We start from the raw sequence: 17,037 nt of genomic DNA on the forward strand, positions 1-17,037 counted from the left end.
TACAAGGTGCGACTGGAGATTTTCGACGAAGGTTCATTCTTTGCACCGGTCGGATTCTCACGGCTCAGGCCGGTGCCACGATTAGGAAGGTCACATTGCTCTGCTCCACTGCTGGCACCGCAGTAGCAATGTGTTACGCAACTCAGACGAAATGCGTCTTCGACCCTTTCGATATGCGGCGCGGGAAGGCACAATGCGTGTCCTTTTTTTGGCCGGCCTGGCCGGGGGCCTTTAAATGATCAAGACGCCGTATTACCTCATCGACAAACAGAAGCTGCTGGGCAACCTGGAGAAGATCGCCTACGTGCGCGAAAACTCCGGGGCCAAGGCCCTGCTGGCACTCAAGTGCTTCGCCACCTGGTCGGTGTTCGACCTGATGCAGCAGTACATGGACGGCACCACTTCGTCCTCGCTCTACGAGCTCAAGCTCGGCCGCGAAAAGTTCGCCGGCGAAACCCACGCCTACAGCGTGGCCTGGGCCGACGATGAAATCGAAGACATGCTGGTCAACTGCGACAAGATCATCTTCAACTCGATCGGCCAGCTGCAGCGCTTTGCCGAGCAGTCCGAAGGCAAGGTCCGCGGCTTGCGCGTCAACCCGCAGGTGAGCAGCTCCGACTACCTGCTGGCCGACCCCGCGCGGCCGTTCAGCCGCCTCGGCGAGTGGGACCCGGAGAAGATCGAGAAGGTCATCGGGCAGATCTCCGGCTTCATGTTCCACAACAACTGCGAGAACGGCGACTTCAGCCTGTTCGACAAGATGCTGGCGCACATCGAAGAGCGCTTCGGCCATCTGCTGCACAAGGTCGAGTGGGTCAGCCTGGGCGGCGGTATCCACTTCACGGGCGCCGACTACGCGCTGGATGAGTTCTGCGCGCGCCTGAAGGGCTTCTCCGAGAAATACGGCGTGCAGGTCTACCTGGAGCCGGGCGAAGCCGCCATCACCCAGAGCGCCTCGCTCGAAGTGACCGTGCTCGACACCCTGTTCAACGGCAAGAACCTGGCCGTGGTCGACAGCTCGATCGAAGCGCACATGCTCGACCTGCTGATCTACCGCCTCGACGCCAAGATGGCCCCCAACGATGGCGAGCACACCTACATGGTCTGCGGCAAATCGTGCCTGGCCGGCGACATCTTCGGCGAGTACCAATTCGAGCGTCCGCTGGCCATCGGCGATCGCCTGTCGTTCGTTGACGCGGCCGGCTACACCATGGTCAAGAAAAACTGGTTCAACGGTCTGAAGATGCCGTCCATCGTGGTCAAGCAACTCGACGGCAGCGTCGAAGTGGTGCGCGAGTTCGGTTTTGAAGACTACGTTTCGAGCCTGTCGTAAGACAGGCCATTTAGTAAGGAGCAAGGGATAAATTGAAGAAGAACGTTCTTATCATTGGTGCAGGAGGTGTCGCCAAGGTGGTGGCCCACAAGTGCGCGCAGCATAACGACGAACTCGGTCGTATTGCCATTGCGTCGCGGAACATCTCCAAATGCCAGGCCATCATCGACAGCGTCAAGGCCAAGGGTAGCCTCAAGGTACCCGCCGACATCCAGGCCTTCTCGCTCAATGCACTCGATGTCGAGGCGACCAAAGCGCTGATCCGCGAAACCGAATCGCAGATCGTGATCAACGTGGGTTCCGCCTTCCTCAACATGTCGGTGCTGCGTGCCTGCATCGATACCGGTGTCGCCTACCTTGACACCGCCATTCACGAAGAACCGGGCAAGATCTGCGAGACTCCGCCCTGGTACGGCAACTACGAGTGGAAACACCTCGAAGAGTGCCAAGACAAGAACATTACCGCCATTCTCGGCGTCGGTTTCGACCCGGGTGTGGTGAACAGCTATGCCGCATTGGCACAGCAGCAGTATTTCGACCAGATCGACTCGATCGACATCCTCGACGTCAATGCCGGTTCCCATGGCAAGTACTTCGCCACCAACTTCGACCCGGAAATCAACTTCCGCGAGTTTACCGGTCAAGTCTGGAGCTGGCAGAACAGCCAATGGACCAGCAACACCATGTTCGAGGTCAAGCGCACCGACGACTTGCCGGTAGTAGGTTCGCAGAACCTGTACCTGACCGGTCATGACGAAGTGCACTCGCTGTCGAAGAACCTGGGCGTTGCCAACGTGCGTTTCTGGATGAGCTTCGGCGAGCACTACATCAATGTGTTTACCGTGCTGAAGAACCTCGGCCTGCTCTCCGAGCAACCGGTCAAGACCGCCGAAGGCCTGGAAGTGGTGCCACTGAAAGTGGTCAAGGCCGTGCTGCCTGACCCCTCCTCGCTGGCCCCGGGCTACACCGGCAAGACCTGCATCGGTGACCTGGTCAAGGGCACCAAGGATGGCCAGCCGCGCGAAGTGTTCATCTACAACGTAGCTGACCACGAAGAAGCCTACGCCGAGACCGACAGTCAGGGTATCTCCTACACCGCCGGCGTTCCGCCAGTGGCGGCGGCCCTGCTGGTCGCGCGCGGTCAGTGGGACGTGCAGCGCATGGTCAACGTCGAGGAGCTGCCAGCTGAGCCGTTCCTCAAGGCGTTGGACGTGATGGGCCTGCCAACCCGCGTCAAAGATGAAAAAGGCGATCGTCCTTGGGACGCGCAAGCCTAAGCAGCACACTGAAGGGGCGCCATCATGGCGCCCCTTCTGCATCTCCCTTGCGCTTACTTGCGCGCCTCCAGGATCAAGTTGAACGGCGTCTGCGTCGCACGCCGGAACTGCTTGAAGCCTGCCTCCTCGAACACCGCCCTGAGCCGCGCCTCGCCCGCTTGCGCACCCAATCCAAGGCCCACTTCCTGGGATAGCGAGTTCGGCGTGCAGATGAACGTGGAGGCTGCATAGAACAAGCGCCCGACCGGGTTGATATTGCCGTCCAGGGTATCTTCGGCGTAGGGCTCGACCAGCATCACCGTGCCGTTCTCCTTGAGCGCGTGATAGGCGTGGCGCGCCGCGCCCACCGGGTCGCCCATGTCATGCAGGCAGTCAAAGAAGCACACCAGATCGTGATCATGGCCTGGATAGTCCTTGGCAGTGGCCTGCTCGAACGCGACATGCTGTTCAAGCCCCGCCTCTTTGGCCCGCTCCCGGGCGGTGAGGATCGAAGGCGCGTGGTAGTCATAGCCGACAAAGCGCGAGGCGGGAAACGCCTGGGCCATGACCAGGGTCGAGGCGCCGTGGCCACAACCGATATCGGCCACCTTCGCGCCTTTCTCAAGCTTACTGACTACCCCCTCGAGTGCCGGTAGCCACTCAGCCACCAGGAACGTGCGATAACCCGGCCGGAAGAAACGTTCGGTGCCGCTGAACATGCACGGGTGATGATCGCCCCAGGCCAGGCCACCGTCACCACGCATGGCGCTCACCAGCTTGTCCTTGTCATGAAACAGCGCCGCCACCACCGCTGCCCCGCCCGCCATGTACACGGGTGAGTCTTCGATGGCCAGGGCCAAGGCGTGTTCCTCTGGCAGCAGGAAAGTCCCGTTGTCGTGGCGCATGTAGCCGGATGCAGCCTGGGCATTGAGCCACTCGCGCACCAGGCGTGGGTGGCAGCCGGTCTTTTGCGCCAGTGCCTGGGGCGTGACCGGCTGGCTGTCGGCCATGGCCCGATACAGCCCCAGCTCATCGCCAAGAATGACATTGGCCAGCGTTGCCGCCGCGCCCATGTCGCCGACCAGCTTGCCCATGAAGTCTTGCAGCTTTGCCTCATCCATGACCTGACCTCCTCTACGCGAAGGCCACCGTCAGCCAGGGAGCACCCACTGCGCGCGGCTACGGGCGGTGGTCGGATCGATAATGGCGACTGTTGCCGGGTGCTGTGCAACAGCCCAAGGCTTTAAGTCTAGCCCTCGGCTTGTGCGACCGGGCGGTTGCCGGATAGACGCGCTGGGCGGCCTGCGCTATCTTCGCGCCGCTGCGCGCCCACTTGCCACTTCCAACCGACCAGGCGCAGCAAAGGACTGCCTTCAATGCCCCAGCTGTCGCAAAGCCGCCTCGTCGCCGTGCTCATCGGTGTAGCCTTCGTCATCTTCGATCAATGGATCAAATTGCTCGCACTGGTCGCCCTCAAGGCGCAGAGCTACAGCTTCGGTAACAGCGTCGCCTGGATGGATGTGAGCCTGAGCCTCAACCCGGGTGCGTTTCTGAGCCTGGGCGCCAACCTTGCCCCCGGTTTGAAGCAACTGATTTTCGTTGTTGCCGTCGGCGTGGTGTGCTGCTGGGCTATCGGCTGGGCCCTGTCGCGCTGGACACGCGCACCGCTCAAGGCGGTGTCGGTGTATTTCATCGCCCTGGGTGGGATATCGAACTTGATCGACCGCGTCGCCCGCGACGGCCACGTGGTCGACTACCTGGTGCTCAATCTCGGGTCGCTGCACACCGGCGTATTCAACCTCGCCGACATCGCCATCATGGCCGGCGCGGTGGTATTGGCGGTGGATGGGCTGACGAAACCGAGCAAGGCCAAGGTTTAGATAGGACTGCATTAGCTAGAGAGTTCGGCTGTCATGAACCAACTGCAGGTCACCGCCGTGCTGCTGGTTCAGCAGACTCAATCAGTCAGTTCCCCCGCGCTTATCCAGGCTCTCAACCAACGCTTTGGCCAGTGCCTTGTCGGAGAACGGGTTCTGCCCAGTGATCAGCTCGCGGTCGACCACCACGTGGGGCGTCCAGGCGTTGGCGTAGTTCATCTGGCCTCCCGCCCCAGCCATGGCGTTGGCCGGGTAGAACAACAACCGTTGATCCTTCAGCGAGCCTTCGAAGACCTGTTCCTCGGGGTCGGAGAAAATGGTCATGCGATAACCCTGGTAGATCCAGTTACTGGCCGCTGGTTTATCGCCGCGAGCCAACGCTGCCTGGTAGCTGGCAGGGTCCTGCTGGGCAGACAACAGCGCAATCGGTCCGTGGCAGATGGCCGCGGTTGGCTTGCCCGCTTGATGGAAATGACGCAACAGCGCGCCAACATCGGGGTTATTGGCCAGATCAATCAACGGCGCATGGCCACCTGGAATGAACAGCCCCGCGTAACGATGCAAATCCCCAGCAAGCACTTCTTTGACTGACAGGGTGTCTTTGATCCCAGGCAGGCTGTCCACCAGCTTGCCGATACGCTGCATTTCTGCGGCGTCACCGCCAAAGTACTGCGGGTCGACCGAGCGTACATCGACGCTGGGCGCATTACCCTTGGGCGTGACCAACACCAGCGTGTAACCGGCCTTTAACAACTGGTCGGCTGGTACGCCGAATTCGTTGAGGTAATAACCGGTGGAGTACTGCTTGGCGTGTTGCAACGGCAGTTGATTTTCGCTGGACAGCAGCACCAGCACTTCGCCCTTGGGCGCGGCGGCGGCGCCACCGGCAAACAGCGCACCGGCAATAGCCAGCGCCAGAGTAGAGGTCTTGTTCATCAGTCTTCCCAGATTCAGGCGAAAGGAGCGGTGTCCAGTGGACGAGCCAGATGGACTTGCGGGGCCCTAACCAGCCAGTCGGCGACAGTGGCGCGATAAGCCTGATAGTGAGCGCTCTGCCGGTGCGCCTCGATGGCAGCGTGGTCGGTGTACAGCTCGAACAGCTCGAACGCCACTTCATCGCCCTCTCGAACGAACAGGTCGTAGCGCAGATTGCCGGGCTCGGCGCGCGAATCGGCAACCAATGAACGCAGGGCTTGCTCTAGCGCATCGCGATGCTCGGGTTTGGGGCAGATGGTGGCAAAAATGCTGATAGGCATGGGGCCTCCTAGTGAGTGGTAACGATCAGTGGGCCTATGCTAACCAGCGCGCTATGATTCGATAATTCGAAAGCGCTTATGCCTGCGATCCAAAAAATGAATATCACTCACAAAGATCTCAATCTATTGCTGGTATTCCACGTGCTCTATCAAGAGCGCAATGCCACCCTGGCCGCCGAGCGCATGGCCCTCAGCCAACCGGCGCTAAGCCATAAGCTCAACAAACTGCGGCATCAGTTCGGCGACCCCTTGTTCGTGCGCGCGCCACGCGGCCTGACGCCGACACCCCGGGCTCACGAGATGGCGCCGCAAGTGCAGCGTCTGGTTGAGGATCTACAGGGTTTCTATGAACGCTGCGACGGCCAGGACTTCCTCACCCGCCCTGCCCGCCTGCATCTGTACAGCACCGACTACATGGAGCAGACGCTACTACCTCGGTTGCTGCCGATCATCCGCAGCCAGGCGCCCAACCTGGTGTTGATCACCCACAACACGCGTGGCCAACTGCCACGCGAAGCCCTGGAAAAAGGCACCTGCGACCTGGCCATCGCCGGCTTCTACACCGACTTGCCGGACACTTTCCACCAGCAGCGCCTGCTCAGCGAAGACTTCGTGGTGCTGGCCGCACGCAGCAACCCACGCCTTGGCGCAGGCATGAGCCTGGAAGCGTTCCTTGCTTGCGAGCATCTGCTGACCACCCTGACCGGTGATCTCGACGGCCTGGTCGACCGCGCGCTGCGCGCTGAAGGGCGCAGCCGGCGGGTGGTGGCCGGGCTGTCCAGCTTCCTGGCGCCGGCCCGCTTGATACGCGGCACCGATCTACTCCTTACCTGCCTGCGGGCAGTGGCGGTCGAAGCCGTCGAGCGTGATCCAGAGCTGTGCATTTACCCCATGCCCTTGCCGTTGCCAACAATCGAGCTCATGCAGATCTGGCACGAACGCACCCACACCGACCCATTACGCAAATGGTTCCGCCAGCAAGTGTGGGAGGTGGCCGCTCAGGCCTGATACTCGACTGCGGGCAAAGCCGGGTGCCGACTTGCCCGCAACAAGCTAACGATCAGGGCGTGGCCACGGGCGTTGGCGCACTACTCGGCACCGCCAGTTGCAGTACCTCGTTGGTATAGGCCCACTCTTTCTCGACCATGTCTGGGTGGTCGTTCAACCGCGTGCCATAGGATGGGATGATCTCACGCAGTTTGGTCTGCCAGGCCGGCGAGGCCATTTTGTCCTTGAACACCCGCTGCATCAGATCGAGCATGATCGGCGGTGCCGTCGAGGCGCCCGGCGAGGCACCGAGCAAGCCGGCGATGCTGCCATCCTTGGCGGCGACCACTTCGGTACCCAGCTTCAGCACACCGCCCTGATCCTTGTCCTTCTTGATGATCTGCACACGCTGGCCTGCCTGCCACAGGCGCCAGTCTTCCTGCTTGGCGTTGGGGAAGTAGGTCTTGAGCGCGTCAAACCGATCAGCATCCGATTGCAGCACTTGGCCGATCAGGTATTGCACCAGATCGAACTCGCGCACCCCTACCCGTACCATCGGCCAGACGTTATGGGTAGACATGCTGGCAAACAGGTCCAGGAGCGACCCTTCCTTGAGAAACTTGGTGGAGAACGTGGCGAACGGCCCGAACAGAATCACCTGCTTGCCATCGAGCACGCGGGTGTCCAGGTGCGGCACCGACATCGGCGGCGCACCGGTCGAGGCGATACCGTAGGCCTTGGCCATGTGCCGCTTGGCGATGGCCGGGTTGTCAGTCACCAGGAACGAGCCGCCGACCGGAAAACCTGCGTAATCCTTGGCCTCATCGATGCCGGCTTTTTGCAGCAGCGGCAGCGCCGCACCACCTGCACCGATGAACAAGAACTTGGTATCCGTGGCCGATTTGCTGCCGTCCTTGAGGTTCTTGTACTCGACGTGCCAAGAGCCATCGTCGTTACGGCTGATGTCCTCCACTTCGGTCGACAGCTTCAAGTCGAAATTCGGTCGAGTTTGTAGGTAGCCGACGTACTGGCGGGTGATCTCGCCGAAATTCACATCAGTGCCGATCGGCGTCCAGGTCACCGCCAATTTCTGATTCGGATCACGCCCTTCCATCATCAACGGCACCCACTTCTTGATCTGCTCCGGGTCCTCGGAGTACTGCATGGGGCGGAACAGCGGGCTGGCCTGCAGCGCCTCGTAACGCCGTTTCAAGAAGCGGATGTTGTCATCGCCCCAGACGAAGCTCATGTGCGGGGTGGAATTGATGAACGAGCGCGGGTTCTTCAGCACCCCGCTCTTGACCTGCCAGGCCAGAAACTGCCGGGTGATCTGGAACGACTCATTGATCTCGATGGCCTTGGAGATGTCGATCTTGCCGTCTTTCTCCGGTGTGTAGTTAAGCTCGGCCAATGCCGAGTGACCGGTGCCGGCGTTGTTCCAGCCGTTGGAGCTTTCCTCGGCGACTTTGTCCAGGCGCTCGACCATCTGCATCGACCAACCCGGTTCCAGTTCATTGAGCCAGATGGCCAAGGTCGAGCTCATGATGCCGCCACCCACCAGCAACACATCGACCCGCTTGGTCTCTGCCGCCTGGGCATTGAATAGGCCGCAGGCCATGACCAGGCTGGCCAACGCCAATTTCGACTTGATCGTGATGTTCATGTCCTCTCCCACGAGGCGCAGCGGGCCTCGATCTGTTCTGCGTGCTTCTCCATGCCCTGCTCCGTCACATTTAGCCTGGAATCAAGCTTAGCTGAGCAATTCACTCGGGCATCATTTGCAGCCCCCGGAACCTGTAGCGGGCTTGCCCCCGATTGCGCACTATCAGGCAACGTTGCCGGCCCTGCAGACGCTATCGCGGGACCTGCGTCTTTCAGCGTTAAGCGAACACAGACGACAACAGGCACTTGCATCCAACCCCTTCTGCAAATACTGTATGAATATTCAGTATTTTGAGTAGACCCCATGCAACTCATCGCCAAACTCGGCATCCTCGCCGACGCTGCCAAATACGACGCCTCGTGCGCCAGCAGCGGTGCGCCCAAGCGCAGCTCGCGTGGCCGCGAGGGGCTTGGCGCCACCGATGGCATGGGCATCTGCCACAGCTACACCCCCGATGGCCGCTGCGTCTCGTTGCTCAAGGTACTGCTGACCAATTTCTGTCTGTACGACTGCCAATACTGCGTCAACCGCCGCTCCAGCAACGTCCCGCGAGCGCGCTTCAGCCCTGAGGAGGTGGTGCGCCTTACCCTGGATTTCTACCGGCGCAACTGCATCAGCGGCCTGTTTCTCAGCTCCGGCATCATCCGCTCGGCCGACTACACCATGGAGCAATTGATCGAGGTGGCGCGCCTGCTACGTGAGGAGCACGAGTTCCGAGGCTACATCCACCTCAAGACCATTCCCGATGCCGACCCCCTGCTGATCGAACAAGCCGGCCGCCTGGCCGACCGGCTCAGCGTCAATGTCGAACTGCCTACCGACGCCAGCCTCAAACGCCTGGCTCCGGAAAAGCACGCCCATACCATCCGCCAGGCCATGGGCACCATCCAGCAAGGCCAGCTGGCAGTAGCTGGCGAACCTCGTGCACCGCGCTTCACCCCGGCGGGACAAAGCACCCAAGTGATCGTCGGCGCCGACGACACCGATGACCGCACCCTGCTGGGCAATGCCGAATCGCTGTACCAGGGCTATGGCCTCAAGCGCGTTTATTACTCGGCCTTCAGCCCGATACCCGACAGCCCCAACAGCGTGCCGTTGGCAGCCCCGCCGCTGCTGCGCGAGCACCGCCTGTACCAGGCCGACTTCCTGATGCGCGGCTATGGCTACAAGGCCGGCGAGCTACTGAGCCAGGCAGGCAACCTGGATCTGGACATCGACCCCAAGCTTGCCTGGGCCTTGGCCAACCGAGAGGTATTCCCGCTTGATGTGAACCGCGCCGAACCTGCGCTGTTGGCGCGCATCCCCGGCATCGGTCTGCGCAGCGTGCAGCGGCTGGTGGCGCTGCGCCGGGAACGGCGCATCCGCTATGACGACCTGATCCAGCTGCGGTGTGTGCTGGACAAGGCTCGCCCATTCATCGTCACCAGTGACTACCGCCCGGCTCAAGCCGAGCTGCGCAGCGGCCTGTTGCGCGCACGCCTGCGCGAACCGCAGGCCCCGGTGCAGATGGGGCTGTGGGGATGATCGCGCTCGATTGCGACAACCATTTTGCCCTGTGGCGCGAACAGGCGCGCACGCTGCTCAGCCACGGCATCGACCCCGCCCAGGTCAGCTGGGCACAAGGTCCGATCGACGATTTGCTCGCCGTGCCGAGGCCATTACCAGAAGGCCGTGGGCCATTCCAAGCGAAAGTACCGGCGGCCCTGTTGAGCCAGCTGGAGCAAGCGGGCCGCTACCACGGCGAGCAGCGCTGGAACCTGCTCTATGAGGTGCTCTGGCGGGTTGCCCACGGCGACCGCACTGCCATGCTCGCAGGTGATCGCCTAGGTAGCGAACTGCACCGGCGGATCAAGCAGGTCAGCCGCGAAGCCCACCACCTGCACGCCTTCGTGCGTTTCGTACCGCTTCCAGCACTGCTCGCCGAGCAGCTGCAGCTTGACCTGGTCGCCTACCATGAACCGGCGCACGACATCCTCGAAAGTGCCAGCAGCCACTTCGCCGATCGCCTCGGCCGCCAGCGCTGGCTGATCGCAACCGATCGCGACGCTGTGCGCTTCGATGGGCAAACCCTGGATTACCGTCGTCAGTGCCCAGAGCAGTGGCGCCAATGGGCGCAGCACGCCGAAGATCCCGGCGCAGAGCTGTGGCGCACCTACTACCGACACACCTTCAACCCGGCCCGGCTCAACCCTGATGCCCTGCGCCTGCACATGCCGGGCAGGTTCTGGCGGCACTTGCCCGAGGGCATGCTGATCCCGCAACTGATGGGCCAGGCTCGCCAAGGCAAGCAGCGCGATGGCCAGGCGCTGGAAGTGGCGCAGCAAGCTGGCAAGCGGATTGCCAAGGCTCGCGATTAGGCCTGCGGCCAACCTTCTCCTGCGCTTTCCCAGCCTTCGCCTGCAAATGTGAAAATTTCCTAAAAAATTGTAGGAAACCAGTCTTTTTTCCTGCGACAAATCCTGACACACTGATTGCTAATCATTCTCAGACGCAGAATTATTTGCTCTTTCAACCCGTCAGGAACCGCTGCTCATGTCGCGCCCTTCTTCGCAACGCCGCTTCAGCCCCTCACGCAATCTACTGGCCATGGCCATCTGTATGGCGACCGTCGCTCCGGCGCTGGCCGAGGAAGCCGACCAGCCTAAGGATCAGGCGCAATCCAATGGTGCGGTAATGGAGCTCGGCGCTACCGAGGTCAGCTCTACCGGTCTGGGCAGCACGACAGAAGGAACGACCTCCTACACCACCGGCGCCATGGCGACTGCAACCAAATTGCCCTTGAGCCTGCGCGAGACCCCACAAGCGGTGACCGTGATCACCCGTCAGCGCATGGACGACCAGGCCATGACCAGCATCAACGATGTGGTCAAGTACAGCCCCGGCCTGTTCCTCAGCCAATCCAGCGGCCCAGGTCGCCAGACGTATTCGGCGCGCGGCTTTGATATCGATAACCTGATGTATGACGGTATCCCCAGCAACTATCAGGGCTGGACAGTCGGCGCCCAGCCGAACCTGGCAATGTTCGACCGGGTGGAAGTAGTGCGTGGCGCAACCGGCCTGGTTACCGGTAGCGGCAACCCCTCGGCAGCGATCAACCTGGTCCGCAAGCGCCCGCTGGCCGAACAGAAAGTCACCCTGACCGGGGCTGCCGGCACTTGGGACAACTACCGCGGCGAGATCGACGCCTCCAGCCCGCTCAACGACAGCGGCACCCTGCGCGGACGAGTGGTCGCCTCTTATCGTGACGCCAACGGTTTCGTCGACAGCATGGAGGAAAGCCATGGCCTGTTCTATGCGATCACTGAAGCGGACCTGAGCGACGACACCACCCTGACGCTGGGTTTCTCCAACCAGAAAGACAAGACCAATTACTTCTGGGGCGCGTCGATGGTCGGCCTGGACGGCCACCACCTGGATTTGCCGCGCTCGTACAACCCAGGCACTGACTGGGAAAACAAAGACCAGGAAATCAACACAGTGTTCGCCGAGGTGCGCCAGCGCCTGGCCAACGACTGGAAACTGCAGGTCAATGCCACCTATAGCGAGCAGGATGCGCTGTTCTCCGGTTCCTATCAGTCGCGCTGGGCCGCCGACCAGTCGCTGCAAAGAACCGTCTACCAGTCTGGCCAGGAAGAAAACCAGGCCGGCCTGGACGCGTTCGCCAGCGGCCCATTCCAAGCCTTTGGTCGCAGCCACGAACTGGTGGTGGGTGCGAGCAAACGCATCTATGACATGACCACCAACAACTACAGCCCCTACAACATGTTCTGGCCGCTCAATGGGCCGAAGCCGAACTTCGTCCACACCGACAACACGCGTGAAGTCACCACCCAGGATGCGGTCTACATGAGCACCCGCCTGAGCCTGGCCGACCCGCTGAAACTGATCCTCGGTGGGCGCCTGGACTGGTACGACTACGACAACCGTGACGACTCCGACGCCAGCTACAAGGTGACCCGCAACGTCACCCGCTATGCCGGCCTGATCTACGATCTGGACGAGCATCACTCGGTGTATGTCAGCTACAGCGACATCTTCAACCCGCAGAGCTCCAAGGACGTCTCCGGCACGCCGGTCAAGCCGATCGTGGGCAAGAACTACGAGGTCGGCATCAAGGGTGAGTACTTCGACGGCGCCCTGAACGCAAGCTTGGCGGTGTTCCGCATCGACCAGGAAAACCGAGCCGTACAAGTCGACGTACCGTGCCCACAACTGGCGTGCTACGAGGCCTCCGGTGAGGTTCGCAGCCAGGGTATCGAGTTGGAGCTGCAGGGCGCACTGACCGAGAACTGGCAGGTCGGCGCCGGTTACACCTATGCCCGCGCGCACACCACCAAGGATGAAAAAAGCCCGGAGAAGGTCAACAAGCAGCTCACCACCGACTTGCCCGAGCGCATGTTCAAGCTCTCGACTGTCTACCGCTTCCAGGGCCCGCTGGAAAAACTGCGCGTCGGCGGCAACGTCTACTGGCAGAGCCGCATGTACAACGACATCGCGCTTAGCGACGGCAGCAACTACCGCTTGATCCAGGGCGCCTATGCCGTCACTGACGTGATGGCCGGCTACCAGGTCAACCAGCACCTGGACCTGCAACTCAATGCCAACAACATCTTCGATCGCAAATACTACTCGTCGATCTCCTCTTCCTGGCAGTACGGCGGCGACACTTATGGCGCCCCACGCAACATGATGCTGACGGCCAAATACAGCTTCTAAGTCATCGCCCCTATCCATTCTGCGCAGGGACGCGCACCTCACCCTCCTCGCTTTGCTCCGCTATCGCTGACCTTTGTCAGCCCACGCGCCCATCACCCTTGATCTGCTGTTAGTACGTCTGAGCCTCGCTTGGCGCACGCCTCAACGGCGGGCTATCGGAATCCACACCTCGACGTAACCGGTCTCACGCCCCGGATCAAAGTCAGGGCTGTAGGCCTCGAACTCAGGCGCATCGGCAAAGCGGTAGTCTGACGCTGGCAGCCACTGATTGAAAATGGTGAACATCGTCTGGTGGATCATCGAAATGTGGCCTTGATGGCGAAACACCGCATAGTCCTGCGGCGCCACCTTGAATGAGCGAAATGACGCTGGCAGCCCATCGATGCGCGACACTTCGATACCGGCGATGTACTCAAAGCTGCCATCCTCCCCAGGGTTGCAGCACAGCCCATAGCACCAACGCCCTACCTGGCCGGGCACCTGGTCCATGTACGGATCGAACGCCTGCCACAGGCCGACGATGCCCTCGTTCTTGTCGAAGGTAAATCGCCCACCTACGCCTGCGATAACCCACTCGCCACGACGCTCGAAACGCGGCTCGGGCAACTCGATCAATTTCAGTTGTTTCATTCTCAGCGGCTCAACCAGGGAAAGGTCATTGTCGGGCTGCTCGCGAACCTGTTTCGGCGTGACGCCAAATTGCTCGCAGAACGCACGGGTGAAGGCTTCGTGGGAGCCATAGCCTGCCGTCAACGCCACCTGCAAGATGTCCGGCTGACCGTTACGCAGCGCCAGGGCCGCGTCGCTAAGCCGACGGGCACGGATGTAGCGCATCACCGGCCAACCGGTGGTCAGCGAGAAATAACGCGACAGGGCGAACGGCGACAGGTCGAAGCGCTGGGCAACCCGGCCCAGGTCGAGCTCCGACTGCAACTCCGACTCGATGAACCACAGGATATTTTCGATACTGCGCATGACGATGCTCCTCCAAAGCAGCGCCGACAGTAGCAAATGTCTGGGGTGGGGATTTGATCGTTCTTGCGCGTTCAACGACCTGCCGACTTTGTACGACGCAGCACGCGACGCTCCTACACGATCGATGCGTGCTGCGCAGATCGTGTAGAAGCGGGCTTGCCCCGCGATAGCGCCACAACTGACCCAACAAGCGCTGGCTTTCAGGTAAACAGCCGCTGCACAAACGCCAGGCGCTTCTTGTATGAACGCCGCGCCTCCAACGCCTGCTCAAGCGTCACCTCAACGAACCGCGCCTGCTGGTTGGGCTGCATCTGGCCGATCAAATCCAGGTCAGCACTGATCACCGTGCCAATCATCGCGTAACCGCCACCGGATACCGCATCCCGGTGCAGGATGATCGGCTCCAAGCCTGCCGGTACCTGGATCGAACCAATCGGGTAGCAACTGTCGACGATATTAGAAGGATCGGAGCCCGCGCCAAAAGGTTGCTCGCGCGGCTGGAAACTCAACGCGCTACCGCCCTTGAAGCGATAGCCGATTCGGTCCGCCTCGGACCCCACCGTCCAGGCATCGCTGAAGAAATCGCGCGCGGCCGTCGCCGTCAAGCGGTCGTAGTACAGACCGGGCACCACCCGCAGCAGCACCTCCCCGCCCAGACTCTGCCGCAGGGCCATCGGCAGGCTGGCACCTGCGCGGCTTTTACCGCTGGCCACACCCACCGGCAACAGGTCGCCCGCCACCAGCTTGCGCCCCTGCCACCCCCCCAGCGCGCCCAACCCGTAGGTGGAGCGACTGCCCAGCACCTGCGGGACATCGATGCCACCGGCCACCGCCAGATAGGCGCGCGCGCCGGCGCGGGGGAAGTCAAAGCGCAACACCTGCCCGGCGCGGACCTTGAACGCCGTGTCCGGATACTGCTCCACCCCGTCCCGGCGCACCGGCATCTGCGCGCCGCACACCGCCACCAGGGCATCGGCCTGGAACTCCAGCTCCGGCCCCACCAGGGTGCATTCCAGCCCGGCTGCGCCGGCCGGGTTGCCGACCAGTTGGTTAGCCGCGCGCAGCGCATATTGATCGAGCGCACCCGATGGCGGGATCCCCAGGTGGTAGTAGCCTTCACGGCCCAGGTCCTGCACCGAGGTGGCCAGGCCAGGCTTGAGTACCTTGATCATGCCAATGCCTCCTGCAGCGACTGGGGATAGCCAACCGGGTCGGCTAAAAAAGCATCCAGGGAGAATTCCACCGAACGGATGCGCAGAGTGAACCGGCCGCTTTCAACCTCATCCACAGCCTGGTCATAGGCATCGCGGTCAATTGGTTTGAACTGGACGATATCGCCCGGCCGGAAGAACACCATGTGTTCCTTGAGGTAATCCAACTGCTGCTGCGGATCGTAGATCGGCGCGGGGGTTACGCCGAACATCTGATAGCCACCTGCCCCGCGCACTGAGTAGATGCAGCCAAAGCACCCGCCATGGCCCAGGGTCAGCTTCGGCGTGTCGGTCCGTGGACGCAAATACTTGGGCACTTGCAGCTGACGTTCACGCTCGACCATCTGGAACATGAACGGCAAGCCGGCAACGAAGCCGACCATCGACACGAACCACGGCGCACCGCTGTGGGCGGCAATGAACGCCTCGACATCGGCCAGGCCATTGATCCGCGCCGCGTACTCAAGGTCGGTGGCGTCTGGGTCCTGATGCCGGTCGCGAAAACGCATCAGCGTTTCATGGGTCCAGGGATCGTTGTACAGCACCGGGATCTCGATGATCCGCGTGTGCAACGAGCGCTCGGCGACGGCCTCGGCCTCCGCGCCCTGCACCGCTTCGAGCAGCGCCTGCGGGGCGATGCGATCAGGATCGAAGCGGATCTGGAACGAGGCGTTGGCCAGGCACACATCGAGCACCCCATCCAGTTGCAGGCGCTCGACCGCGCGGGTCACGGCCATGCCTTTGAAGAAGGCCTCCAGCGACATGCTGTCGCTGACCTCGGCAAACAGGTGTTCGTCGGCGCCAAAGCTGTAGCGGATCGGCGCGTTCATTTCGCGCCTCCGGGGCGAGGCAGTGGAATGATGAAAGCATGCTCGGCCATGACTGTTCCTCTTGGAATACTTGTAGAAAGGCAGGCAAAAACAACGCTGCGGACCCTGGTCTGTATGCGCCAGGTGCCCGTTGACGTCAGCGCGGCGCGCGCACGCTGATCCCCGCAGCATCCAGGGCCTTGCGTGTGGCCTCGACCAGCTGCAGGGCGCCTGGGGTATCGCTATGCAGGCAAATGGAATCGAAGCTGATCGGCAGGTCCTGGCCATCGACCGTACGCACTACCCCCTCTTGGCAGGCCCGCAAGACCCGCTCGGCGACATGGCTTGGCTCATAGCCGCGAACGTTCCGGGTAAACACGATCGAGCCGCTCAGGTCATATTCGCGGTCGGCATAGAACTCGCGAATCACTGGCTGGCCAAGCGTTTGGGCAATGCGGCAGATCACCGAGCCGGGCATGCAGTACAGCAGCAGTTCAGGCTCCAGCCGCTGCAGGTTTTCAACCAGCAAGCGTGCAGCCTCTTCATCGCGCGCCAAGTGCATGTACAGCGCGCCATGGGGCTTGACGTGCTGCAAGGCCACGCCTTGGGCGCGAGCGATCTCGCGCAGGGCGCCAAGCTGGTAGAGCATGTCATCGACCAGTTCCTGCGCCGGGGCATTGATGTGCCGACGGCCAAAGCCGACCAGGTCGCGAAAGCCTGGGTGAGCACCGATAGCCACGCCCAACGCCTTGGCCCGCTCCACCGTACGGCGCATGGTGCCGGGGTCGCCGGCATGAAAACCGGTGGCGATGTTGGCCGAACTGATGAAGGCCATCAGCTCATGGTCGACGCCATCGCCGATGGTCCAGGGGCCAAAGCCCTCGCCCATGTCCGAGTTGAAATCCACGACCTGCATTGTGCGCTCTCCTACGGTGCCTGCTTGTGGGTTGCTGC

15 protein-coding genes are annotated in these 17,037 nt (G+C 61.8%); 7 read left to right on the forward strand and 8 right to left on the reverse strand.

From position 1 onward, the window contains the following. Positions 1-235: 235 nt before the first annotated feature. Together AAZU54_RS00840 and AAZU54_RS00845 are read left to right on the forward strand one after the other, a co-directional pair. Positions 236-1,333: a carboxynorspermidine decarboxylase gene (locus AAZU54_RS00840; protein ID WP_186555140.1), complete on the forward strand. Its 1,098-nt coding sequence runs from the start codon at positions 236-238 to the stop codon at positions 1,331-1,333. A 32-nt stretch (positions 1,334-1,365) separates the two neighbouring features. Beyond that, entirely contained in the window at positions 1,366-2,610 is a 1,245-nt protein-coding gene (locus tag AAZU54_RS00845) for a saccharopine dehydrogenase family protein (RefSeq protein WP_186555139.1), read from the forward strand. Positions 2,611-2,663: 53 nt separating this feature from the next. Here the strand turns inward: AAZU54_RS00845 and AAZU54_RS00850 are convergent, their stop codons facing one another. Further along, complete coding sequence (locus AAZU54_RS00850; RefSeq protein ID WP_186555138.1) at positions 2,664-3,710, reverse strand: class I SAM-dependent methyltransferase; 1,047 nt, start codon at positions 3,708-3,710, stop codon at positions 2,664-2,666. Between the two features lie 255 nt (positions 3,711-3,965). Here AAZU54_RS00850 and AAZU54_RS00855 point away from each other — a divergent pair, with 255 nt between their 5' ends. Next, positions 3,966-4,469, forward strand: a complete 504-nt coding sequence (locus AAZU54_RS00855; RefSeq protein ID WP_186555137.1) for a signal peptidase II — start codon at positions 3,966-3,968, stop codon at positions 4,467-4,469. An 81-nt stretch (positions 4,470-4,550) separates the two neighbouring features. On the opposite strand, the gene AAZU54_RS00860 is transcribed toward AAZU54_RS00855, so the two are convergent. Continuing rightward, positions 4,551-5,402 (reverse strand): type 1 glutamine amidotransferase domain-containing protein, encoded by an 852-nt coding sequence (locus AAZU54_RS00860; protein WP_434726327.1) that lies wholly within the window; start codon positions 5,400-5,402, stop codon positions 4,551-4,553. A gap of 14 nt (positions 5,403-5,416) precedes the next feature. Further along, complete coding sequence (locus AAZU54_RS00865) at positions 5,417-5,722, reverse strand: putative quinol monooxygenase (RefSeq protein ID WP_434726328.1); 306 nt, start codon at positions 5,720-5,722, stop codon at positions 5,417-5,419. Between the two features lie 96 nt (positions 5,723-5,818). On the opposite strand from AAZU54_RS00865, the gene AAZU54_RS00870 reads away from it, so the two are divergent. Continuing rightward, the gene (locus AAZU54_RS00870) at positions 5,819-6,730 is read left to right on the forward strand and encodes a LysR family transcriptional regulator (protein ID WP_186555134.1); all 912 of its coding nucleotides are present in this window, start codon (positions 5,819-5,821) and stop codon (positions 6,728-6,730) included. Between the two features lie 52 nt (positions 6,731-6,782). Here AAZU54_RS00870 and mqo read toward each other — a convergent pair whose 3' ends face one another. Then, positions 6,783-8,372, reverse strand: coding sequence for a malate dehydrogenase (quinone) (gene mqo, locus AAZU54_RS00875; protein WP_186555133.1), 1,590 nt, complete (start codon positions 8,370-8,372; stop codon positions 6,783-6,785). Between the two features lie 303 nt (positions 8,373-8,675). Here mqo and AAZU54_RS00880 point away from each other — a divergent pair, with 303 nt between their 5' ends. The 3 genes from AAZU54_RS00880 (at position 8,676) to AAZU54_RS00890 (ending at position 13,088) form a co-directional block, all read left to right on the forward strand. Then, positions 8,676-9,896 (forward strand): putative DNA modification/repair radical SAM protein, encoded by a 1,221-nt coding sequence (locus AAZU54_RS00880; protein WP_186555132.1) that lies wholly within the window; start codon positions 8,676-8,678, stop codon positions 9,894-9,896. Then, positions 9,887-10,729 (forward strand): TIGR03915 family putative DNA repair protein, encoded by an 843-nt coding sequence (locus AAZU54_RS00885; RefSeq protein WP_434726329.1) that lies wholly within the window; start codon positions 9,887-9,889, stop codon positions 10,727-10,729. Before AAZU54_RS00880 ends, AAZU54_RS00885 begins: the two co-directional genes overlap by 10 nt. A gap of 175 nt (positions 10,730-10,904) precedes the next feature. After that, positions 10,905-13,088 (forward strand): TonB-dependent siderophore receptor, encoded by a 2,184-nt coding sequence (locus tag AAZU54_RS00890; RefSeq protein ID WP_186555130.1) that lies wholly within the window; start codon positions 10,905-10,907, stop codon positions 13,086-13,088. A gap of 141 nt (positions 13,089-13,229) precedes the next feature. On the opposite strand, the gene AAZU54_RS00895 is transcribed toward AAZU54_RS00890, so the two are convergent. The 4 genes from AAZU54_RS00895 to AAZU54_RS00910 form a co-directional block, all read right to left on the reverse strand. Next, a complete protein-coding gene (locus tag AAZU54_RS00895; RefSeq protein WP_186555129.1) occupies positions 13,230-14,063 on the reverse strand; it encodes an AraC family transcriptional regulator in 834 nt (277 codons plus the stop codon). A gap of 200 nt (positions 14,064-14,263) precedes the next feature. Further along, positions 14,264-15,235, reverse strand: a complete 972-nt coding sequence (locus AAZU54_RS00900) for a biotin-dependent carboxyltransferase family protein (RefSeq protein WP_434726330.1) — start codon at positions 15,233-15,235, stop codon at positions 14,264-14,266. Further along, a complete protein-coding gene (locus tag AAZU54_RS00905) occupies positions 15,232-16,104 on the reverse strand; it encodes a 5-oxoprolinase subunit B family protein (RefSeq protein ID WP_264233414.1) in 873 nt (290 codons plus the stop codon). The genes AAZU54_RS00900 and AAZU54_RS00905 overlap by 4 nt, the downstream gene beginning before the upstream one ends. 136 nt (positions 16,105-16,240) lie before the next feature. Then, positions 16,241-16,999 carry a 5-oxoprolinase subunit PxpA gene (locus AAZU54_RS00910; protein ID WP_434726331.1) on the reverse strand — a complete coding sequence of 253 codons (759 nt, stop codon included), beginning with the start codon at positions 16,997-16,999 and terminating at the stop codon, positions 16,241-16,243. Positions 17,000-17,037: the final 38 nt, after the last annotated feature.

The organism is Pseudomonas sp. Je.1.5.c (assembly GCF_051129895.1).
GTDB lineage: Bacteria > Pseudomonadota > Gammaproteobacteria > Pseudomonadales > Pseudomonadaceae > Aquipseudomonas > Aquipseudomonas urmiensis.